Origin of the sequence: Pseudomonas sp. BE134 (assembly GCF_031456105.1) — a bacterium.
Classification (GTDB): Bacteria; Pseudomonadota; Gammaproteobacteria; order Pseudomonadales; family Pseudomonadaceae; genus Aquipseudomonas.
This window is the reverse complement of record NZ_JAVDUA010000043.1, coordinates 1-20,489: the sequence shown is the minus strand read 5'-3', so window position 1 is coordinate 20,489 and position 20,489 is coordinate 1. Positions and strand designations below refer to the sequence as shown.

The window sequence follows — 20,489 nt, the reverse complement described above, 5'->3', positions numbered from 1 at the left end:
ATCAAATGTGGGAGCGGGCTTGCTCGCGAAGAGGCCAGCAAAACCACCCTATATCCCGCAGAGCTGACGCAACAGCCGCGTATCCAAATGCTGCTCCACCAAATCCGCCAGCCGCTCGATATCGCGCTCGCGCAATGCGTGGTAATCAACCTCCTGCACCGCCTGCAACCCCGCCCAGCGCAGCAGCGCACTGCACGCCGCCGGCGACTCGAACAGACCATGCAGATAAGTGCCGAATATCTGCCCATCCACACTTTGCGCACCATCGCAGCGACCATCGTCCAGCTGCACGGCGGCGTTTTCCAGTGCCGGCCCGGAGGTCACGCCCGCATGGATTTCATAGCCGCTGACGGCGGCATCTTCCAGAGCCAGACGACCGCGCACATTGCGCAACTGCTTCTCTTCTTCGAGCTGCGTTTCGAACGCCAGCAACCCCAGCCCCGTACTGGAACCCGGTGCGCCTTCCAGACCCAACGGGTCATGCACTTGTTCACCGAGCATTTGCAAACCACCGCAAATCCCCAGCACTTTGCCGCCATAGCGCAGATGGCGACTGATCGCCGAATCCCAGCCATTGGCGCGCAAATACGCGAGGTCGCTGCGCACGCTTTTCGAGCCAGGCAGGATGATCAGGTCGGCCGGCGGGATCGGCTGGCCGGGGCCGATGAATTGCAGATCGACTTGCGGGTGCAGGCGCAACGGATCGAAGTCGGTGTGGTTGCTGATGCGCGGCAGCACCGGCACCAACACTTTCAGCACCTGGTCGGCCTTGTCGGCCTGACGCTGATCGATGCCGTCTTCGGCTTCCAGGTGCAGGTCCATCACGTATGGCAAAACACCGATCACTGGCTTTCCCGTGCGCTCTTCGAGCCAGTCGAGGCCGGGCTGCAGCAAGGCGATGTCGCCGCGGAAACGATTGATGATGAAGCCTTTGATGCGCGCCTGCTCGGTCGGCGACAGCAACTCCAGCGTGCCCACCAGATGCGCGAAAACACCGCCGCGATTGATGTCGGCAATCAGCACCACCGGGCAATCCACCGATTCGGCAAAGCCCATGTTGGCGATGTCGCCGGCTCGCAGATTGATCTCGGCTGGCGAGCCCGCACCTTCGACCATCACCACCGGATACGCCGCACTCAAGCGCTCGTGGGAGGCCAGTACCGCTTGCATGGCGATGGTTTTGTAGTCGTGATAGGCGACGGCGTTCATTGTCGTGACCGCGCGACCATGAATGATCACCTGGGCGCCGGTGTCGCTGTTGGGTTTGAGCAGCACCGGGTTCATGTCGGTGTGCGGTTCAAGATTGGCGGCCTGGGCCTGCACCGCTTGAGCCCGACCGATTTCACCACCGTCAGCGGTTACCGCGCTGTTGAGCGCCATGTTCTGCGGCTTGAACGGCACGACGCGCACGCCCTGGCGCACCACCCAACGACACAGCGCCGTCACCAGTGTGCTTTTACCGGCGTCAGACGTGGTGCCCTGCACCATTAACGTGGTCATTGGGCTTCCTTGGTGTAGGTTTCAAAGGCTTGGGCCAAGCGTGTCCAGTCCGCTTCGTCGGCAGGCAAGCCAAAGCGAAGGCTGCTGTTGTGTGGGAACAAGCGCAGCAAAATACCCTGCCGAGCCATGAACACATGCAATCGCTCCGCTTGCTCGGTGATCAGCCATTGGAACAAGGCGCATCCGCCCTGCGGCTTGAAACCGAACTGCTCAAGCAGTCGTGCCAGACGCTCGCTGGCTTCTTCGCTGCGCTGGCGCTGGCGGGCGTGACCCTCGGTGTCCAGCAGACAGGCCTGGCCAATCACACGGGTCGGCCCGCTGACCGCCCACGGCCCGACTTGCTCGGCAAGCAAGTTGAGCAGCTTGCGCTCGGCGAGCACAAAACCCAACCGCACACCGGCCAAACCGAAAAACTTGCCGAACGAACGCAATACGATCAAGCCGACCAGATGGGTAAACGGCGCCACACTCAATTGCGGCGTGTTGTCCATGAACGCCTCGTCCACCACCAGCCAGCCACCACGCGAGGCCAGTCGGGTGTGCCAGTCGAGCAGACGATTCGGGGTCAGGCTCAGGCCGGTCGGGTTGTTCGGGTTGACCACCACTAGCACGTCGAGGCTGTCGATAAAGAAGTCGACTTCCTGTTCCAGCACCTCGCGCACGATGTAGCCACAGCGTCGCCAGGCTTCGGCATGTTCGGCGTAGCACGGCGACAGCACACCGACCTTGCCGGCACGCCGTAAACGCGGGAGTAGCTGGATGGCCATTTGCGATCCGGCCACCGGCAGCACTTGAGCCGCGCTGTAATAGTCGCAGGCCGCCTGCTCCAGGCCGTCTCCGGTTTCCGGCAAGCGTGCCCAGGCACGGAGCGGGATGTCCGGAACCGGAAATGGCCAGGGCGCCAAGCCGCTGGACAAGTCGAGCCAATCGGCTTCGGCGATACCATATTCGCGCGCCGCCTTGCGCAATCGGCCACCGTGCTCAAGCATAGATTTCAGCTCCCACGCAGAGAATCAGCAACCATAACCATACCCCGCGTTGAACCAATTGCCAGCCACGGTCAATGGAATCGGCATCCGCCGGCACGCCTTCGCCCAGTTGTGGACGTTGATGCAATTCACCGTGATAAATCGCCGCCCCGCCCAACTCGACGCCCAATGCACCTGCGCCCGCCGCCATCACCGGGCCGGCATTCGGGCTGTCCCAGGTGGGGCCTTGGGTGCGCCAGCATTTCAACGCCAGACGGGTTTTTCCCAGCAGCGCGTAGGTCAACGCCACCAAGCGTGCGGGAATGTAGTTCAGGACGTCGTCGATTTTCGCCGCCGCCCAGCCGAATCGTTCGAAGCGTTCGTTGCGATAACCCCACATCGCATCCAGTGTGTTGCTCAATCGGTAGAGCACCACACCGGGCGCCCCCGCCACGGCAAACCAGAACAGCGCGGCAAACACCGCATCGCTGCCGTTCTCCAGCACTGATTCGGTGGCCGCACGGGCGACTTCGGTTTTATCCAGTTCACTGGTCTGGCGACTGACCAGATAGCCCACACGCGTGCGCGCTTCTTCCAGATCATCACTGCGCAGCGCCTTGGCCACCGGCTCGACGTGCTCACCGAGGCTGCGCATGCCGAGGGCGCAGTACAGCGCGAGAATCTCGACGACCCAGCCCACATAAGGCGCCCAGGACAATGCCGTGGCAAGCAAGGTCAGCGGCAGCACTGTAAGAACCCACGCGGTAACGCCATGGCTGCGCCAGCCGCGACCACCGCCGTTGAAACGTTGCTCGATGCGCTCGGCAAAACGGCCGAACGCCACCAGCGGATGCCAGCGTTTGGGCTCACCCAGCAGCGCGTCCAGCGCAACTGCGGCGACACTCAATAACGCCACACTCATTGACTCACTCCCCAATAATTTTCATACAGCAACTCACTGAGCGGACGCGCTTGCGCCCAGCCTTCGAGTACCAGCATCGGTGCTGGATAGAATGCCTTGACCGGCCCCAGGCAAAGAATCGCCAACGGCTTGGCCCCGAGTGGTAAACCCAGCAGGTCCGCCAACGCTTGCGGCTCGAACAGCGAAACCCAGCCCATGCCCAGCCCTTCGACGCGCGAGGCCAGCCAGAGGTTCTGGATCGCACAGGACAACGAAGCCATGTCCATCTCCGGCAAGGTGCGCCTGCCGAAGATGTGGCGCTCGCGATCGTCCATCAGTGCGGCAACCAACACCTCGGCGCAGTCGTTGATGCCTTCGACCTTGAGCTTCATGAATTCGTCGGTGCGCTCGCCGAGCGCTTCAGCGGTGCGGATGCGTTCTTCTTCAACCAGCGACTGGATCTTGCCGCGCAGGACTCGATCACTGATGCGGATGAAGCGCCAGGGCTGCATCAGGCCGACACTCGGCGCTTGATGCGCGGCTTCGAGCAGGCGCCGCAATAATTCGGGCTCGACGGTACCGCCGCTGAAATGACGCATGTCGCGGCGTTCGGCGATGGCTCGATAGACTGCCGCGCGTTCGGCTTCGGAGAAAGCGTTGTCGCTCATGGCCTCTTCGCGAGCAAGCTCGCTCCCACAGAGGTTAGATGATCCATTGTGGGAGCGAGCCTGCTCGCGATGGCGGCCTCAAGGTCAGGCACAAACAACGCGGCTACAGCGGCGGGATTGGACGGAAAATAAAAGTGCACATAGGAAGCCGTCATCCGCCCCTCACGATAAACCGCCTCCGCCCCCCGCCCGCCATTCGGGCTCAGGCCCCGCGCAATCGGTTCAAGTTCGGTACTGGTCAGCGAATGGTGATACGTGTGCCCGCGCAACGCACCTTCCGGCAGTTCGACCGCTTGCAGGGCCAACGCCGCCAGACGCTTTTGCATCACCGCATCGCCTTTGAGCAAACCCGCCAGTTCGGCGCGAGTGCCCTCGACATCAGTCAACGAATCGAGCAAATACAACATGCCGCCACATTCAGCCAACAGCGGTTTGCCCGCCGCATGATGTCCGCGAATCGCATTCAGCATCGAGGTGTTTTGTGACAGCGCCACATGGTGCAATTCCGGATAACCGCCTGGTAGATAAAGGCTGTCGGCTGCCGGTAATTCGCTGTCACGGATCGGTGAAAAAAACGACAGCTCGGCGCCCATGGCTCGCAGCAAATCCAGGCTCGCGCCGTAGGTGAACGCAAACGCTTCATCACGGGCCACAGCAATTCGCACACCACCGAGCAACGGTTCGGCAGCGATCACATCCGGGGCTGCAAATTCTACCGCCGGCGGCAATGCCACTTCACAACTGCCGGCCAACGCATCGGCTGCCGCATCAAGACGCAGATCGAGATCATTCAACTCACTGGCCTGGACCAGTCCTAAATGCCGACTCGGCAATTCGATCCCGGTTTCCCGCGACAAAGCACCGTACCAGCGCAAACCTTCGGTCAAACTGCCTTCGAGCAATTGCGCGTGCCGCAAGGTGCCCACACGGTTGGCCAACACGCCGGCAAACGGCAAGTCCGGCTGATACTTCGCCAAGCCCAACGCCAATGCACCAAAGGTCTGGGCCATGGCGGTGCCGTCAATCACCGCAAGCACCGGCACGCCAAAGTGCCGCGCCAGGTCGGCGCTGGACGGCGTGCCGTCGAACAGCCCCATGACACCTTCGATGAGGATCAGGTCCGCATCAGCGGCCGCTTCCCACAACAGTCGGCGACTTTCCTGCTCGCCGACCATCCACATATCCAACTGATACACCGGCGCACCGCTGGCACGCTCGAGAATCATCGGGTCGAGAAAGTCCGGCCCGCATTTGAACACACGCACCTTGCGCCCCTGATTGCGATGCAAACGGGCCAGCGCGGCGGTGACGGTGGTCTTGCCCTGACCGGAAGCCGGCGCGGCAATCAGTACCGCCGGGCAATGACGTGGTTGATTCACAGCTCGACGCCTTTTTGCGCTTTGATCCCGGCCTGGAACGCGTGCTTGATCACGCCCATTTCAGTGACGGTGTCGGCCAATTCGATCATTTCCGGCTTGGCGCCGCGACCGGTCACTACAACGTGCTGCATGGGCGGACGCGCCTGCAAATCACTGAGCACCTGATCGAGATCGAGGTAGCCATGCTTGAGGGCGATGTTCAACTCATCCAGCACCACCAGACCGATGGACGGGTCAATGAGTAATTCACGGGACACTGCCCAGGCGGCTTCGGCGGCGGCGATGTCACGCTGGCGGTCCTGGGTTTCCCAAGTAAAACCCTCGCCCATGACATGGAAACGCACTTGCTCCGGGAAGCGACGGAAAAACAGTTCTTCGCCGGTGCTGTTGCGGCCCTTGATGAATTGCACCACACCGCACTGCATGCCGTGGCCCATGGACCGGGCGAGCATGCCGAACGCCGAACTGCTTTTGCCTTTGCCGTTTCCGGTCAGCACCAGCAGCAAGCCGCATTCATTCGGGGAATTGGCGATGCGTTCGTCGATCACGGCTTTTTTGCGCTGCATGCGCGCCAAATGACGTTCGTCACGATCAGGGGTATCGGTCATGGGGGAGCTCTCCGTTGAGGCTGGATAACGGCGGGCAGGCACAAGAATAGACGGCAAGAAGCCTGGCATCGCCCACCGTGATGCCGCTGGATGAATCAGGCCGGTCTCCGGGCTCATGAGCGGCGTTCGGCCAGACTGCGCGCCTTCCCATGTCATTTCTCGACACAGTGGCTCAAGGCGCAGTCTTCACTCATTTACCGTTGCGGGGGCAGCGCCGGGATCGTGAGGATTCGTCATTTGACGATAGCCACTCACCGGCTTCCCTGTTTCACTCTGTCGGCCACTGCCACAGAGCACCTGAAACAAGCCGCGAAGGTTAGAGGGTTGGGGGTGGAGCGTCAAATGAAGACAAAGCCGCGGCTAGCGATATACTGCCGCCGATCAATTTACTGACGCCAATCTTGCAGCGCACGGCCAGCAGTGATATCAAAGAGCCACAACCCAACAACTACACAATTACAAGGGTGAGCAACATGCAAGGCATGATTATCAGCAATCCGAAGCTGGAATTCCTGCGACCGGTGCTGGAACGCTGGTTTGACTGTGTCGACCGCTACAATTCGATTCGCGGCGATAACGAAGCGCCCTACTGGCATGACGAAAAGGCCAACCTTGGCTTGCTCTCTACCGCGGCGTACATGGCGGAAATGGTCACACTGCAAAACACTCCCACGCGCAAACAGATTGAAGAAGACGAGCGCAACGCCCGCGCCGACCTGTTTATCGCGACCGCCGAAGAACGCGCCTACCTTCAGGCCACTCAACGCTGGCCCAAGGTCAACCGCCTGAACCTGACGCAGGCGTTGCAAGACATCACCGGCGAGGCCAAGCGCATCAGCTACGCCAGCGACCTGAAACTTGGCTGCCTGTTTGTTGCCCCGCAAAAAGCCCAGCAGAGTGCGACCCCGGAAGAACTCCAGGACATGGTCGACGACCTGCAAAAGGAGCACTGCTGTGCGGTAGCCTGGTATTTCCCTTACGCCTACCGCAAGTTGCGTAACGAAGCCGGTAACTATCACCCAGGCATCGCCGTCTTGTTCAAGGAAGCTCGCGGCTAAGTGGTTGAACCATCGCGCCACTATTCTTCTCTATGAATAAGACACTGCATTCATAGGGAAGACCCGCATGCGCAAGTCCCCGCTCGTTATCGCCATTGTGCTCGCCGGAGGGCTCGCCGCCTGTGGTGAAACCTCCCGCCTGCAAGTCTCCGACGGCACCGGCCCGTCACCCAAGTTGCCCGAACCGAATAAAACCCTGATCCCGACGGTGAACATCGCCCCGGCGATCGGCTGGCCGGACGGTGCGAAACCCACCGCTGCCGCTGGGACACAAGTGGCGGCCTTTGCTGAAGGCCTCGATCACCCGCGCTGGCTCTATGTGCTGCCCAACGGCGACGTGCTGGTGGCCGAAACCAGTGCACCACCCAAACCCGATGACGGCAAAGGCATTCGGGGCTGGGTCATGGGTAAAGCCATGGGCCGCGCCGGTGCCGCAGTCCCCAGCCCTAACCGCATCACATTGCTGCGTGACACGAACCACGACGGCATCGCTGAAACCCGTACGGTATTTCTGGAAAACCTCAATTCACCCTTTGGCATGACGCTGGTCGGCAATGACCTGTACGTGGCCGACACTGACCGCTTGTTGCGTTTCCACTATGAAAGCGGTGCCACGGCGATCAAGTCGCCGCCGATCAAAGTAATTGATCTGCCGGGGGGCACGCTGAATCATCACTGGACCAAAAACGTCATCGCCAGCAAGGACGGCAGCAAGCTGTACGTCACAGTCGGATCCAACAGCAACGTCGGTGAAAACGGAATGGACCAGGAAGAAGGCCGCGCGGCGATCTGGGAAGTGGACCGCGCCACCGGCAATCACCGGATATTCGCTTCGGGGATTCGCAATCCCAACGGCTTGGCCTGGGAGCCCCGCAGTGGTGCGTTGTGGACGGCGGTCAACGAGCGGGACGAAATCGGCAGCGACCTGGTCCCGGATTACATCACCTCGGTCAAGGATGGCGGGTTCTATGGCTGGCCATTCAGCTACTACGGTCAACACGTCGACATTCGCGTCGAGCCGCAAAATCCGGACCTGGTGGCCAAGGCCATCAAGCCTGACTACGCAGTGGGTCCGCACACGGCATCACTGGGCCTGACGTTCGCTGAAGGCAACACCTTGCCTGCGCAATTCAAGGAAGGCGCTTTCATCGGCCAGCACGGCTCGTGGAACCGTAAACCGCACAGTGGCTACAAAGTCATTTTCGTGCCGTTTACGGGCGGCAAACCGAACGGGCAACCAGTGGATGTACTGACGGGTTTTCTCAACGAAGACGAAGAGGCCAGGGGCCGGCCGGTGGGCGTGGTGATCGATCAGCAGGGTGGCTTGCTGGTGGCGGATGATGTGGGGAACAAGGTGTGGCGCGTGTCCGCAGCCAAATAATTGCCCTCTTGTGGGAGCGAGACCGGCTTGCCGGCGATGGCGGTTTGTCAGTCAACATTGATGTCGCAGATCCAACGCTAACGCCGGCAAGCCGGTCTCACTCCTGCAGGATTCGGCGCCTTACTAAGGATTGCGTGCGAGATGCTCGGAGCGCAGAACGCGCTTGGCGCTTAGGTATGCCCTCTGCCAATAGGCTTTGGACAGGCTGTCGAGCTTCACCGTGCCGCCCGTCGCGGGCGCATGCACGAAGCGACCTTCACCGACGTAAATCCCCGCATGGCTGACCTGAGAGCCGCCATTGGTGGCGAAGAAAATCAGGTCACCGGTTTGCAGGCCTTCCTTGCCCACATTGGCGGCTTGCATGCTGATCATCTCGCGCGTTGTACGCGGCAGGGAAATGCCGGCAACATCACGGTAGACGTAGCCGATCAACCCGCTGCAATCGAAGCCCGAATCCGGCGTGTTGCCACCCCACCGATACGGCGTCCCCACCAGGCCGAGCGCGCGGAACAGCACATCTTCTGCCTCGGGGGAAAAGGACTGCGGGTTACCGAAGATAATGGGCGCGCGAACCACCGGGGCTGGCGGGGGGCGGCTGGCGCAGGCGCTGAGCAGCGCTGCGAAGAACAGGAGTGCGAGGCGGGCCGACATCGTCATAAGCAGAACATCCTGATCTGGCTGCGGCTTTTTCTGCCGGGAATGCAGAAAAGAAAACCGCCTGCGCGGGGCGCAGGCGGTTTGCCATCATTAATAGATCAGAATTCTAGCGGCTATGCGGCAAACTTCAAGTAAGACTTTAACTTAACCTTGCAACTTGTACGTTTACTTGCGAGCGGTGACCACGGTCGGGGCCATCGCGAGAGCGCGTTTGGCTTCGATGAAGGTCTTGTTCCAGTAGCTGTCGCCCAGGCTATCGACCCGAACACCACCGCTTTTGCGGCTGCTGGAGTGGATGAACTGGTTGTCACCGAGGTAGATCCCGGCGTGACTGACGCGGCCGCGACGGCCATTGGTGGCGAAGAACAGCAGATCACCTGGCTTCAGCGCGCTGCGAGCTACCAGCGGTGCGTCTACGTTGATCATTTCGCGAGTGGAGCGTGGCAGGTTCATGCCCGCTTCTTCACGGAACAGATAACCGATGAAGCCGCTGCAATCGAAACCGGCTTCAGAGGTACCGCCGAAACGGTAACGGGTACCGATCAGGGACATGCCACGTTCGAGAATGCTGTCGGCCAGCCCCGGAAGCTTGTACGACTTGCCGTCGGCGAAGTCGGCCAGTTCTTTATCGGTGGCCAGATCTTCCTGAAAAAGAACGGAAGTAGATTGTGCAGTGACCGAATTTTTAACCTGCTGTTGTTGCTCTTGCTGGGACACTGGAGAGTGAGCAGCGCAACCGATCAACAGGGTGACGAGTGCGAGAGGCACGAGGGGTGCGAAGCGCTTTAGCATGGGCACGACCGTGGCTGTTAGTTATAAAGAAGCCGAGACTATGCCCACAATCATCCTCATTTGCAAATTCAATCGAACTTTATGTGACTTATCGGTTTCTCGTTTACATCTAAGCGCTTAAGCCCGTTTTAGACGCTCGCGCAGCCTGCAGCCCTGTAGGAAAGCGGATTCCTGACGCCTGAAATATGCCAAAACCCCTGCCAGGCTTTGGTTTACCGAGCCTCTGTTACCAGCCCAGGGTTTCTTTCAGGAAGGGAATGGTCAGCTTGCGCTGAGCTTGAAGAGAGGCCTGATCGAGACGCTCAAGCAACTCGAACAGCGCACTCATGCTGCGAGTTCCGCGGGTCAAAATAAAATGCCCGACTTCATCGGTCAGGTGCAAACCGCGACGCGATGCACGCAATTGCAAAGCACGCAATTTGTCTTCATCGGAAAGCGGGCGCATCTGGAAAATCAGTGCCAGGGTCAAACGCGACTTCAAGTCCGCCAGCTTCACCGGCAATTCACGCGGCGAGGTCGATGCGGCGATCAGCAGACGACGACCGCTGTCTCGCAGACGATTGAACAGATGGAATAGCGCCTCTTCCCAGTCCGCCCGACCGGCCACCGCCTGCAAATCATCCAGACAGACCAGTTCGTATTGTTCGAGGTTATCGAGAATAGTGATGCCACGATCAAGCAGCTCGGCCAATGGCAAGTACACCGCCGGCTCCCCCAACTGCTCGAAGCGCAGGCAGGCCGCCTGCAACAGATGCGTACGCCCTACCCCGTCTTTGCCCCAGAGATAAATCAGGCTTTCGGTCCACCCGGCGTCGGCTTCGCAGAGTCGCTCGACATAGCCGAGTGCTGCGGCATTGGCGCCTGGGTAGTAATTGATAAAGGTAGCGTCATCTCGCAGACGCACACCTAGGGGCAGCTGAATCGGTTTCATGCTGACTGAACAGTTCCAAAGGAACCGTTAGTGGCCTCTGTGTAAAGTTTGCGAAGTTTATACCCGTGACGCTGGTCGCACAATGCGACAGACCATAAGCAAAATCAAAGGTTTGCGTTAACGCTCTGGTTTCATGACAGTTTTGTTGGCGGTGCATGTGACAGCCACGCGAGGATGCAGGCCAACCCGGCGAGATCGGGGTTGGCCGTGACGGCCTTTCAACCGACCTTACTGCTTCGGCTCTTCTGCACCGCTGTACATATCAGAATCTTTGTATAAATCATTTACATGGCGCACCAGCACCATGATCACCGCCGCCACCGGCAACGCCAGCAACACCCCTGTGAAACCGAACAGCTCGCCGCCCGCCAGAACGGCAAAAATCACTGCCACCGGGTGCAGACCGATCCGGTCCCCTACCAACATGGGTGTCAGTACCATGCCTTCGAGCGCCTGCCCGACCATGAACACCGCGACGATGCCCAACATGGGATAGAGGTCGCCACCGAACTGGAACAGTCCGGCAATCAACGCCGCGCCAATCCCGACGACAAAGCCCATGTACGGCACGATTGCGGCCAGCCCGGCGATAACACCGATCAGCAGCCCCAACTCCAACCCCACCAGCATCAAGCCCGCAGAATAGATCACCCCCAGCGCTACCATCACCAGCAATTGCCCGCGAACGAACGCCCCCAGCACTTCGTGGCATTCGGCAGCGAGCATGACAGCGCGCTCTTCGCGATCACGCGGTAACAGGCTTCGGACCTTCCCCATCATCAGGTCCCAGTCCCGCAGCAGGTAAAAACTCACCACCGGGATCAACACCAGATTGGCCAACCAGCCAATCAACGCGAGACCGGACGCCGTGGCCTGACTCAACACAACTCCTACGATGTCACTGGTCTGCGTCACGTGCTCGCTGATCGCAGCCTTGAGCCGGTCAAATTTCCAGAAGCCTTCCGACAACCCAAACTTCGATTGCGCCCACGGCAGCGCAGTGTGCTGCAGCCAGTCGAGCATTTGCGGCGCCAGCTCATACAAACGAAACAGTTGCTTGGCCAGCAGCGGCACCAACACCAGCAGCAGCGTGGTGAATATCAGGGTGAACAGCGCGAACACCGCTATCACGCCCCACGTCCTTGAAAGCCCGACCTTCTCCAGTCGATCCACCAGCGGATCGAACAGATAGGCCAGCAACAGCGCCACCAGAAAGGGAGTCAGAATCGGATGCAACAGCCAGACAAACGCGCAGAGCAGAACCACCCCACCCAACCAGAACCAACGGCGCGTATCGGCCATGTACCACTCCATATGCATCTATATAAAGAAAGAAAACCTTACCAGCGAAAGCGCAATTGCGGCGTAGGGGCCGGGGCTGGCGCCACAGCAGGCGTCGAACCCGGCACCACGGGCTGAACCTGCGCTACGGGTGCTACGGGCGCGGCAGCTTCACCGGCCGGTACTTCTTGCAACTTCGCCAGCGACAACTGCGAGCGCAGTTGCTCAGCGCTGCCACTAACCCGATAAAGAATGCGATCAGCGTTAACACTTTGCAGACGCGCGCCAAACGGGTCGAGCAATCGCCCCAGCGACGCATAACGCTCCAGATTCATGCCCTGCACTTCCAGCAATTGTTCACCCGAGGCACCTGGCCTGACGACAAACCGTGGCGCCAGTCGCTGGGTGACCGCCAGCATCACCGCATCGGCCACCGCGGCCTGATCCGCCCCTTGCACGCTGCCCGCTTCTTTCTTGTCGCCCATCCACAAATTCCATTTGGCCTGCCACTGACCACCCTCTTCTTCCTTGGCATGCACCGCGAGCAAGGCGTCTGCGTTGTACCGCTCCGATGCATTGCGCAGAGGCGTCGCATCCGTGCCTTCCAGCGTCGGCGCTGTCGCCACCAGTTGCTCACTCAGGTCCGCCAGCGGCAAGCGCAATGGCAAGCCGCGGTGTTGCGCCGCTCGACGCAGAGGCGCGGCGCTGGCCTGACCATCGCCCACCAGGCTCGAACCTTCGGTGGAGTCATTCAACCACCAGCCAAGAATCGACGGCCGATTCGCCCCCCACAACGACAGCCCCGCACGGCGCAGCGCCTGCTCGGTGGAGGCCGGGTCGAAATCGACCTTCAACACTTCCGGCGGCCCCGCCTCGAAGCCGTATTGACTGATGATTTGTTGTGGATCCTTGCGCAGGGCCGCCAAACCCGGACTTTGCGCGGCCTTGGGATCGCCGGTCAGACGCAATACCAGCGTGTCCAGTGCACGCTGGGTCGCTTGATCACGCTCTTCGGGCGCCTGACTGGTGACAGGCTCGCGCACTTGATAAAGACCTTTTACGTTTTCGGCATGACTGGCGAGGCTGAAAAGGGAAAAACAGCTCAAACACAAGAGTTTTGAAAGAAAACGCATGGAAGATTCCTGACGACAAGAGCGGCTGGAACTGACCGCATGAAGGCATTGAGCAAGCTGTGACCATCGCCTCGCACAAAACATTCACCCGACCCCGATAAGTTTTTGACGCTGCCATAACGATAGACGGTTAATCGCGATACCTTATACAGGCCACCAACAGGCTCAATATCAATTTTTTTAATGGGATATGCCCCTGCTGTCGGCGTGAGGATGGCCGCTGCCCCTCAAGCCTGATAAAATCGCGCGCCTTCGCAGACCGGCAACAGCCGGGTAGCCCGAATTTCGCGTGAGGCAATCGCCCCCCGTTGAATTCGGCGTCCCCGCTGGACTCGGTCGTTACCCCTGAATCCCCCCTAAAGGCCTGGATCATGAGCAAGCAACCCTCCCTGAGCTACAAGGACGCCGGTGTAGACATCGACGCCGGTGAAGCATTGGTCGAACGCATCAAGAGCGTCGCCAAGCGCACTGCGCGCCCGGAAGTCATGGGCGGCCTGGGCGGTTTCGGCGCCCTCTGCGAAATCCCGGCCGGCTACAAGCAGCCCGTGCTGGTTTCCGGCACTGACGGCGTTGGCACCAAGCTGCGCCTGGCACTGAACCTGAACAAGCACGACAGCATCGGCATCGACCTCGTCGCAATGTGCGTGAACGACCTGGTGGTCTGCGGTGCCGAGCCACTGTTTTTCCTCGACTACTACGCCACCGGCAAACTCAATGTCGAAACCGCGACCCAAGTCGTGACCGGCATCGGCGCAGGCTGCGAACTGTCCGGCTGCTCCCTGGTCGGCGGCGAAACCGCTGAAATGCCTGGCATGTACGAAGGCGAAGACTACGACCTGGCTGGCTTCTGCGTCGGCGTCGTGGAGAAATCCGAAATCATCGACGGCTCGAAAGTCGCTGCCGGTGACGCCCTGCTCGCCCTGCCGTCTTCCGGCCCGCACTCCAACGGCTACTCGCTGATCCGCAAGATCATCGAAGTGTCGGGTGCCGACATCGAAAACATCCAGCTCGACGGCAAACCGCTGACCGACCTGCTGATGGCCCCGACCCGTATCTACGTGAAGCCGCTGCTCAAGCTGATCAAGGAAACCGGCGCTGTCAAAGCCATGGCCCACATCACCGGTGGCGGCCTGCTGGACAACATCCCGCGCGTGCTGCCAAAAGGCGCACAAGCCGTGGTTGATGTAGCGAGCTGGACCCGTCCTGCCGTGTTCGACTGGCTGCAAGAGAAAGGCAACGTCGACGAAAACGAAATGCACCGCGTGCTGAACTGCGGCGTCGGCATGGTCATCTGCGTCGCTCAAGAGCACGTTGAAACGGCGCTGAGCGTTTTGCGTGAAGCCGGCGAGCAGCCTTGGGTCATCGGCCAGATCTCCACCGCTGCCGAAGGCGCGGCTCAGGTTGAACTGAAGAACCTCAAGGCTCACTGATGTCAAAGACCTGTGATGTCGTGGTGCTGCTCTCCGGCACCGGCAGTAACTTGCAGGCCTTGATCGACAGCACGCGGACCGGCGACAGCCCGGTCCGTATCGCTGCGGTGATTTCCAACCGCGCCGATGCTTATGGCCTGCAACGCGCCAAGGACGCGGGTATCGACACCCGCGCCCTGGATCACAAGGCTTTCGAAGGCCGCGAGGCCTTCGATGCCGCATTGATCGAACTGATCGACGCGTTCAACCCCAAACTCGTGGTACTGGCCGGCTTCATGCGCATTCTCAGCGCTGACTTCGTGCGCCATTACGCGGGTCGCCTGCTCAACATCCATCCGTCGCTGCTACCCAAATACAAAGGATTACACACTCATCAGCGCGCGCTGGAGGCCGGCGACACTGAGCACGGCTGCTCCGTCCACTTCGTCACCGAGGAACTCGATGGCGGACCACTGGTCGTACAAGCAGTAATACCAGTAGAGTTGCAGGATTCGCCGCAGAGTCTGGCGCAGCGAGTCCATGCCCAGGAACACCTGATCTACCCGTTGGCTGTACGCTGGTTTGCCGAAGGTCGACTCTCACTCGGCGAACAAGGTGCTTTACTGGATGGAAAGCTACTCGCGGCCAGCGGCCACCTGATTCGTACCTAGGAGATATTATGCGTCGCGCCCTGCTCTTCGCTTGCGCTCTGCTTGCCTTGCCTCTGGCACAGGCTGCGGAACTTCAACCTTTCTCCGCCAGCTATACCGCCGACTGGAAACAGCTCCCCATGAGCGGCACGGCTGAACGCAGCCTGACCAAGGAAGCCAACGGCGTCTGGAAGCTCAGCTTCAAGGCATCGATGATGATCGCCAGCCTGACGGAAGAAAGCACCCTGACCGTGGACAAGGACACCCTGCTGCCTCAGTCCTACCGCTTTGAGCGTGGCGGACTGGGTAAAGCCAAAAAGGTTGATCTGGATTTCGACTGGGCCGCCAAAATGGTCACCGGCACCGATCGTGGCGACCCGGTCAAGGTTCCACTGAACCGTGGCATGCTCGACAAGTCCACGTATCAGCTGGCCCTGCAGGAAGACGTCGCCGCCGGCAAAAAGAGCATGAACTATCAGGTCATCGATGGTGGCGAAGTCGATACCTATGACTTCCGCGTACTGGGTTCGGAAAAAGTCGACACCAAGGCCGGCCAGATCGATGCGATCAAAGTCGAACGCGTGCGCGACCCGACACAAAACAAGCGCATTACCGTCATGTGGTTCGCCAAGGAGTGGGATTACCTGCTGGTGCGCCTGCAACAAGTTGAAACCGACGGCAAGGAGTACAACATCATGCTCCTCGACGGCAAGGTCAACGGTAAAGCAGTCAAAGGCAGCTAAACCGGGCTCGACACGAAAATCCGGAATCCGCTAAGGATTCCGGATTTTTTTTGCCTGCTGGAACTTAAATCCGCGCCAACGCTTGCGCCAGATCAGCGCGCAGGTCTTCGACGTCCTCGACCCCCACGGACAATCGCACCAGCGCATCGCCGATGCCAAGTTGGGCACGGGTGTCGGCGGGGATGGTCGCGTGGGTCATGATCGCCGGGTGCTCGATCAGGCTTTCCACCCCGCCCAGGCTCTCCGCCAGCGCAAAGAGTTGCACGCTCTCCAGAAAGCGTTTAGTGCCTGCGAGGTCACTGTTCAGATCAAGTGAAATCATTCCGCCGAAACCGTGCATCTGCTGTCGCGCCAGTTCGTGCTGCGGATGTGATGGCAATCCCGGGTAGTAGACGCGCGCCACCTGCGGCTGTTGTTCCAGCCATTGCGCCAACGCCAGGGCGTTGCTGCAGTGGCGCTCCATGCGCAGTGCCAGGGTTTTCACGCCGCGCAGGGTAAGAAAGGCGTCGAATGGACCGGCGATGGCGCCCACAGCGTTTTGCAGAAAGCCCAGTCGCTCGCGCAGCTGCGCGTTCTGCCCCACCACCGCGATGCCGCCGATCACGTCGGAGTGACCATTCAAATACTTGGTGGTCGAATGCACCACGACATCGAAGCCCAATTCCAGCGGGCGCTGGGTCCAAGGACTCGCGAAGGTGTTGTCGGCCACGCAAATGATCCCGCGCTGGCGGCAGATGCGTGCGATGGCGGCGAGATCAGAGAGGCGCAACAACGGATTGCTCGGCGTCTCGACACAGACCATTCGCGTGTCGTCCTGCAGCGCGGCTTCAAAGGCCGCAAGGTCTGTCAAATCGACGAAGCTGAAACGATGCCCGGCACTGCGCCGCCGCACCTTGTCGAACAGGCGAAACGTACCGCCATACAAATCATTGCCCGAAACAATATGCGAATCGGCATCGAGCAATTCGAGCACTGTGGAAATCGCTGCCAGCCCGGACGCGAACGCAAAGGCCTGGGTGCCCCCTTCGAGATCCGCCACGCAGCGCTCCAGCGCCCAGCGCGTCGGGTTGTGCGAGCGCCCGTAGTCGAGGCCCTTGTGCACACCAGGGCTTTGCTGCAAATAAGTAGAGTTGGCGTAAATCGGCGGCATCAGCGCCCCGGTGGAAGGGTCCGGCGCCTGCCCCGCATGGATCACACGCGTGGCGAATCCATGCGGCGCAGCCTCTTTATCGTGACTCATGTCAGGGATCTCCGTAGATGATTGAGTAAGTCGAAGCGGGTAATCAGTCCGTGAAAGCCCGATGCATCGGCAATGATCGCCACCAGCCCACGGTCGAGTTCCGCCTGCAGCTGCGCCAGACTGGCAGCGGCAGGCAGGGTTTGCAGCTTGTCCGTCATTGCGCTGGCCACCGTCAAACGGAAGTGCGAGGCGTCCTGATGCACTCCCAGCAGAATGTCGGACTCGTCGATGACACCGACCAGCCGCTGGCCATCCACCAGCACCGGCAGTTGTGACACGTCCGCCAGACGCATGCGCTGAAAAGCAGTCAGCAGCGTGTCGTCAGGGCCCACGCTGATCACTCGACCATCCTCGAAACGGCGCGAGATCAGGTCGCGAAGGTCGCCATAGTGCTTGTACTGCAACAGGCCTTGATCGTTCATCCACTGATCGTTGTAGACCTTCGACAGGTAGCGTGTACCGGTGTCGCAGACGAAACTCACGACCCGTTTCGGCTCGGTTTGCTCTCGGCAATAACGCAGCGCCGCCGCCAGCAATGTGCCAGTCGACGAGCCACCGAGAATGCCTTCGGCGCGCAACAGTTGGCGGGCATGATCGAAGCTTTCTTCGTCGCTGATCGAATACGCGTGGCGCACGCTGGACAGGTCGGCAATCGAGGGAATGAAATCTTCGCCGATGCCTTCCACCGCCCAGGAACCGGGGGTACCGAGGGTGCCGCTGCGGCTGTATTCGGCCATCACCGAGCCGACCGGGTCGGCCAACACCATGACCAGGTCCGGCTGCACGCGGTTAAAGAAACGGGTCAGGCCGGTCAGCGTGCCGGCCGAGCCGACGCCGACGACGATGGCATCCACATCATGCTGGGTTTGCGCCCAGATCTCTGGAGCGGTGCTGCATTCGTGGGCCAGGGGGTTGGCCGGGTTGTTGAATTGATCGGCAAAGAAGGCGTCGGGAATTTCCTTTGCCAGCCGCGCGGCCACATCCTGGTAGTACTCGGGATGGCCCTTGCCGACATCGGAGCGGGTTATGTGCACCTCGGCGCCCATTGCCTTGAGGTGCAAGACTTTCTCGGTGGACATCTTGTCGGGCACCACCAACACCACTCGATACCCCTTGGCACGACCGACAAGGGCCAGACCCAGGCCAGTGTTGCCGGCAGTGGCCTCGACGATGGTGCCTCCGGGTTGCAGGCGACCATCGCGCTCGGCGGCGTCGATCATCGCCAGACCGATGCGATCCTTGATCGATCCGCCGGGGTTTTGTGATTCGAGTTTGAGGAACAGCGTACAGGGGCCGGTATCGAAGCGACTGACACGCACCAGCGGCGTGTTACCAATCAATTCAAGGACGGCAGGGCGGGATTCGTTGGGCATGTCTTCACCTTGCTATGGTTTTCGCACTGGATGGACACCAACCTGCGGCGCGTCATTGTGTGACGCTCGCAAGCATTACCTCGCTTGGACCATAGGCCGCGATAGCGTCATTCGCAACCGTGCGCGGCTAGCCGGTCGCCGGGTATTCAGTCAGCGAACAGGCACGCACCCGCAAGAAAGTGGAACGCTCCGATTGAGGAATGCTCTATAACTTCAAGGTCTTTTTGACCGAACGATTTTTCCAGCCTGGGAGGCTTTCCATGACCGTTACCGTCAATACCGTTTCCGCCGAAGGTTTTCGCCACAGTGTTCAGATCGACGACCACGAACTGTTTGCCGACGTGCCGACCTCGTCAGGCGGTGAAGGCTCGGCGCCAGAACCCCACGATTACTTCGATGCGGCCTTGGGGGCGTGCAAAGCCTTGACCCTGAAGATGTATGCCAGGAAGAAGGACATCCCGCTGACCGGTGTCACGGTCGAGGTCAAACGCGACAACAGCGAAGAACAGAAAGGCAAATACGCCCTGCACGTCAAGCTGACCCTCAAGGGCGTGCTCACCGACGCTCAGCGCGATGAATTGCACCGCGTGGCCGACCGTTGCCCTGTCCACAAGCTGATGACCACCACCGATGTCAGCATCGAAACCCACCTCTCCGAAGGTGCGTTCAGCCAGTAGCGGCAACGGCTGCGCAAGCGGGTTATGCTCCACGCATCACCCGCTCAGCCTGGAATGCAGCATGAACTCTCCGCTCGTGATCCGCCCCCGCATCGAAGATGTCGAAGGCCAGCCGATTCTTCGCCCGCTGCCGTCAGCCAAGTGCCGCAGCGTCGGGCCTTTCGTGTTTTTCGACCACATGCTGCAAACCCGGTATCCCGCGGGAAAAGGCATGAACATCCGCCAGCATCCGCATATCGGCCTGTCGACCCTCACCTATCTGTTTGAAGGGCAAATCCAGCACAAGGACAGCCTCGGTTCCGATCAAGTGGTCGATGCCGGTGATGTGAGCTGGATGACCGCCGGCAGCGCGATTGCCCACGTCGAACGCACCCCCGAGGCGTTGAAGAGCAGCGGTTTCACAATGCACGGCCTGCAGATCTGGCTGGCATCGCCCAAAGAGCATGAACAAGGCCCGGGGCACTACAGCCATCATCCGGCCGCCACCTTGCCGGTCAGCGATAACCTTGGGGTAAAGATCCGGATGATTGCCGGGTCAGGCTTTTGTCTGGAATCCCCAGTCCCGGTGCTCTCTCCTACGTTGTACGCGGAATTAAACCTGCAAACGGCGACCACGCTGCTGATTCCCACCGAGCATGAAGAGCGAGCGTTGTATGTCTTGAGCGGCGAGGCGCAGCTGGATGGCGAAGCACTGGAACTGAATTCGCTGGTGGTGTTGCCGGCGGGGGAAGCGATGACACTGTTTGCCGAGAGCGACTGTCATGCCGTGTTGTTTGGTGGCGCGCCAATGGACGGCCCCAGGAGGATCAATTGGAATTTTGTCTCGAGCGATCCGGCGGCCATCGATGAAGCACGGCGGCGCTGGGCGGCCGGGGATTGGCCGACGGTGCCGGGGGAAAGTGAACGGATCGAACTGCCTCTTCGGTGAACGCCTGATCGTTCCCACGCTCCGCGTGGGAATGCAGCCCGTGACGCTCCGCGTCACTGGACGCGGAGCGTCCCTAGAGGCATTCCCACGCGGAGCGTGGGAACGATCAGCCAGAACAAAAAAACCCGCCGAACAGACTGTGTGAAAACACGCTGAAGGCGATCCAAGCAAACGCCCCGACTTGTTCGGGGCGTTTGCTTTTGTGCAGGTAA

Annotated in this window: 20 protein-coding genes and 1 riboswitch; of the genes, 7 read left to right on the top strand and 13 right to left on the bottom strand. The window is 60.3% G+C overall.

The window, feature by feature from the left end; genetic code table 11:
• Positions 1-48: 48 nt before the first annotated feature.
• From J2Y56_RS26645 to cobO, 6 genes are read right to left on the bottom strand one after another with little or no spacing between them, the layout of a single operon-like run.
• A complete protein-coding gene (locus J2Y56_RS26645; protein ID WP_310353718.1) occupies positions 49-1,500 on the bottom strand; it encodes a cobyric acid synthase in 1,452 nt (483 codons plus the stop codon).
• Complete coding sequence (gene cobD, locus J2Y56_RS26640) at positions 1,497-2,489, bottom strand: threonine-phosphate decarboxylase CobD (RefSeq protein WP_310353716.1); 993 nt, start codon at positions 2,487-2,489, stop codon at positions 1,497-1,499. Before cobD ends, J2Y56_RS26645 begins: the two co-directional genes overlap by 4 nt.
• Positions 2,482-3,390: an adenosylcobinamide-phosphate synthase CbiB gene (gene cbiB / locus J2Y56_RS26635; protein WP_310353711.1), complete on the bottom strand. Its 909-nt coding sequence runs from the start codon at positions 3,388-3,390 to the stop codon at positions 2,482-2,484. The genes cobD and cbiB overlap by 8 nt, the downstream gene beginning before the upstream one ends.
• Positions 3,387-4,037 (bottom strand): 5,6-dimethylbenzimidazole synthase, encoded by a 651-nt coding sequence (gene bluB / locus J2Y56_RS26630; RefSeq protein ID WP_310353709.1) that lies wholly within the window; start codon positions 4,035-4,037, stop codon positions 3,387-3,389. The genes cbiB and bluB overlap by 4 nt, the downstream gene beginning before the upstream one ends.
• On the bottom strand, positions 4,034-5,416 hold the full coding sequence (locus J2Y56_RS26625) for a cobyrinate a,c-diamide synthase (protein WP_310353707.1): 1,383 nt from the start codon (positions 5,414-5,416) through the stop codon (positions 4,034-4,036). The genes bluB and J2Y56_RS26625 overlap by 4 nt, the downstream gene beginning before the upstream one ends.
• Positions 5,413-6,024, bottom strand: coding sequence for a cob(I)yrinic acid a,c-diamide adenosyltransferase (cobO, locus tag J2Y56_RS26620; RefSeq protein WP_310353706.1), 612 nt, complete (start codon positions 6,022-6,024; stop codon positions 5,413-5,415). Before cobO ends, J2Y56_RS26625 begins: the two co-directional genes overlap by 4 nt.
• 80 nt (positions 6,025-6,104) lie before the next feature.
• Positions 6,105-6,340: riboswitch (cobalamin riboswitch) on the bottom strand.
• A 157-nt stretch (positions 6,341-6,497) separates the two neighbouring features.
• Here cobO and J2Y56_RS26615 point away from each other — a divergent pair.
• Both J2Y56_RS26615 and J2Y56_RS26610 read left to right on the top strand, forming a co-directional pair.
• Positions 6,498-7,082, top strand: coding sequence for a hypothetical protein (locus tag J2Y56_RS26615; protein ID WP_310353705.1), 585 nt, complete (start codon positions 6,498-6,500; stop codon positions 7,080-7,082).
• A 67-nt stretch (positions 7,083-7,149) separates the two neighbouring features.
• A complete protein-coding gene (locus J2Y56_RS26610) occupies positions 7,150-8,463 on the top strand; it encodes a sorbosone dehydrogenase family protein (RefSeq protein WP_310353703.1) in 1,314 nt (437 codons plus the stop codon).
• Between the two features lie 123 nt (positions 8,464-8,586).
• Here J2Y56_RS26610 and J2Y56_RS26605 read toward each other — a convergent pair whose 3' ends face one another.
• The 5 genes from J2Y56_RS26605 to J2Y56_RS26585 form a co-directional block, all read right to left on the bottom strand.
• Positions 8,587-9,120 (bottom strand): C40 family peptidase, encoded by a 534-nt coding sequence (locus J2Y56_RS26605; protein ID WP_007945167.1) that lies wholly within the window; start codon positions 9,118-9,120, stop codon positions 8,587-8,589.
• Positions 9,121-9,285: 165 nt separating this feature from the next.
• Positions 9,286-9,912 (bottom strand): C40 family peptidase, encoded by a 627-nt coding sequence (locus tag J2Y56_RS26600; RefSeq protein WP_007945166.1) that lies wholly within the window; start codon positions 9,910-9,912, stop codon positions 9,286-9,288.
• A gap of 226 nt (positions 9,913-10,138) precedes the next feature.
• Entirely contained in the window at positions 10,139-10,843 is a 705-nt protein-coding gene (hda, locus tag J2Y56_RS26595; protein ID WP_150778598.1) for a DnaA regulatory inactivator Hda, read from the bottom strand.
• Positions 10,844-11,071: 228 nt separating this feature from the next.
• Positions 11,072-12,145, bottom strand: coding sequence for an AI-2E family transporter (locus tag J2Y56_RS26590; RefSeq protein WP_007945164.1), 1,074 nt, complete (start codon positions 12,143-12,145; stop codon positions 11,072-11,074).
• 38 nt (positions 12,146-12,183) lie between these two features.
• Entirely contained in the window at positions 12,184-13,257 is a 1,074-nt protein-coding gene (locus tag J2Y56_RS26585; protein ID WP_310338992.1) for a DUF2066 domain-containing protein, read from the bottom strand.
• 371 nt (positions 13,258-13,628) lie between these two features.
• Here J2Y56_RS26585 and purM point away from each other — a divergent pair, with 371 nt between their 5' ends.
• The 3 genes from purM to J2Y56_RS26570 are packed head-to-tail and all read left to right on the top strand — an operon-like array spanning position 13,629 to position 16,059.
• Complete coding sequence (gene purM, locus J2Y56_RS26580) at positions 13,629-14,687, top strand: phosphoribosylformylglycinamidine cyclo-ligase (RefSeq protein WP_007945162.1); 1,059 nt, start codon at positions 13,629-13,631, stop codon at positions 14,685-14,687.
• On the top strand, positions 14,687-15,337 hold the full coding sequence (gene purN, locus J2Y56_RS26575) for a phosphoribosylglycinamide formyltransferase (protein WP_007945161.1): 651 nt from the start codon (positions 14,687-14,689) through the stop codon (positions 15,335-15,337). Before purM ends, purN begins: the two co-directional genes overlap by 1 nt.
• Positions 15,338-15,345: 8 nt before the next feature.
• The gene (locus J2Y56_RS26570; protein WP_310353697.1) at positions 15,346-16,059 is read left to right on the top strand and encodes a DUF3108 domain-containing protein; all 714 of its coding nucleotides are present in this window, start codon (positions 15,346-15,348) and stop codon (positions 16,057-16,059) included.
• Between the two features lie 64 nt (positions 16,060-16,123).
• Here the strand turns inward: J2Y56_RS26570 and J2Y56_RS26565 are convergent, their stop codons facing one another.
• Together J2Y56_RS26565 and J2Y56_RS26560 are read right to left on the bottom strand one after the other, a co-directional pair.
• Positions 16,124-17,299, bottom strand: a complete 1,176-nt coding sequence (locus tag J2Y56_RS26565) for a PLP-dependent aspartate aminotransferase family protein (protein ID WP_150778594.1) — start codon at positions 17,297-17,299, stop codon at positions 16,124-16,126.
• Positions 17,296-18,672 (bottom strand): cystathionine beta-synthase, encoded by a 1,377-nt coding sequence (locus J2Y56_RS26560; RefSeq protein WP_150778593.1) that lies wholly within the window; start codon positions 18,670-18,672, stop codon positions 17,296-17,298. The genes J2Y56_RS26565 and J2Y56_RS26560 overlap by 4 nt, the downstream gene beginning before the upstream one ends.
• Before the next feature lie 260 nt (positions 18,673-18,932).
• Between J2Y56_RS26560 and J2Y56_RS26555 the strand changes: the two genes are divergently transcribed.
• Positions 18,933-19,349, top strand: coding sequence for an OsmC family protein (locus J2Y56_RS26555; protein WP_007945157.1), 417 nt, complete (start codon positions 18,933-18,935; stop codon positions 19,347-19,349).
• A 61-nt stretch (positions 19,350-19,410) separates the two neighbouring features.
• On the top strand, positions 19,411-20,277 hold the full coding sequence (locus tag J2Y56_RS26550; protein WP_007945156.1) for a pirin family protein: 867 nt from the start codon (positions 19,411-19,413) through the stop codon (positions 20,275-20,277).
• Positions 20,278-20,489: the final 212 nt, after the last annotated feature.

What these genes read in the sequence shown, in the direction of transcription:
- J2Y56_RS26645 (WP_310353718.1), bottom strand. Translation starts at nt 1,500, where the DNA reads ATGACCACGTTAATGGTGCAGGGCACCACGTCTGACGCCGGTAAAAGC.
- cobD (WP_310353716.1), bottom strand. Translation starts at nt 2,489, where the DNA reads ATGCTTGAGCACGGTGGCCGATTGCGCAAGGCGGCGCGCGAATATGGT.
- cbiB (WP_310353711.1), bottom strand. Translation starts at nt 3,390, where the DNA reads ATGAGTGTGGCGTTATTGAGTGTCGCCGCAGTTGCGCTGGACGCGCTG.
- bluB (WP_310353709.1), bottom strand. Translation starts at nt 4,037, where the DNA reads ATGAGCGACAACGCTTTCTCCGAAGCCGAACGCGCGGCAGTCTATCGA.
- cobO (WP_310353706.1), bottom strand. Translation starts at nt 6,024, where the DNA reads ATGACCGATACCCCTGATCGTGACGAACGTCATTTGGCGCGCATGCAG.
- J2Y56_RS26615 (WP_310353705.1), top strand. Translation starts at nt 6,498, where the DNA reads ATGCAAGGCATGATTATCAGCAATCCGAAGCTGGAATTCCTGCGACCG.
- J2Y56_RS26610 (WP_310353703.1), top strand. Translation starts at nt 7,150, where the DNA reads ATGCGCAAGTCCCCGCTCGTTATCGCCATTGTGCTCGCCGGAGGGCTC.
- J2Y56_RS26605 (WP_007945167.1), bottom strand. Translation starts at nt 9,120, where the DNA reads ATGACGATGTCGGCCCGCCTCGCACTCCTGTTCTTCGCAGCGCTGCTC.
- J2Y56_RS26600 (WP_007945166.1), bottom strand. Translation starts at nt 9,912, where the DNA reads ATGCTAAAGCGCTTCGCACCCCTCGTGCCTCTCGCACTCGTCACCCTG.
- hda (WP_150778598.1), bottom strand. Translation starts at nt 10,843, where the DNA reads ATGAAACCGATTCAGCTGCCCCTAGGTGTGCGTCTGCGAGATGACGCT.
- J2Y56_RS26590 (WP_007945164.1), bottom strand. Translation starts at nt 12,145, where the DNA reads ATGGCCGATACGCGCCGTTGGTTCTGGTTGGGTGGGGTGGTTCTGCTC.
- J2Y56_RS26585 (WP_310338992.1), bottom strand. Translation starts at nt 13,257, where the DNA reads ATGCGTTTTCTTTCAAAACTCTTGTGTTTGAGCTGTTTTTCCCTTTTC.
- purM (WP_007945162.1), top strand. Translation starts at nt 13,629, where the DNA reads ATGAGCAAGCAACCCTCCCTGAGCTACAAGGACGCCGGTGTAGACATC.
- purN (WP_007945161.1), top strand. Translation starts at nt 14,687, where the DNA reads ATGTCAAAGACCTGTGATGTCGTGGTGCTGCTCTCCGGCACCGGCAGT.
- J2Y56_RS26570 (WP_310353697.1), top strand. Translation starts at nt 15,346, where the DNA reads ATGCGTCGCGCCCTGCTCTTCGCTTGCGCTCTGCTTGCCTTGCCTCTG.
- J2Y56_RS26565 (WP_150778594.1), bottom strand. Translation starts at nt 17,299, where the DNA reads ATGAGTCACGATAAAGAGGCTGCGCCGCATGGATTCGCCACGCGTGTG.
- J2Y56_RS26560 (WP_150778593.1), bottom strand. Translation starts at nt 18,672, where the DNA reads ATGCCCAACGAATCCCGCCCTGCCGTCCTTGAATTGATTGGTAACACG.
- J2Y56_RS26555 (WP_007945157.1), top strand. Translation starts at nt 18,933, where the DNA reads ATGACCGTTACCGTCAATACCGTTTCCGCCGAAGGTTTTCGCCACAGT.
- J2Y56_RS26550 (WP_007945156.1), top strand. Translation starts at nt 19,411, where the DNA reads ATGAACTCTCCGCTCGTGATCCGCCCCCGCATCGAAGATGTCGAAGGC.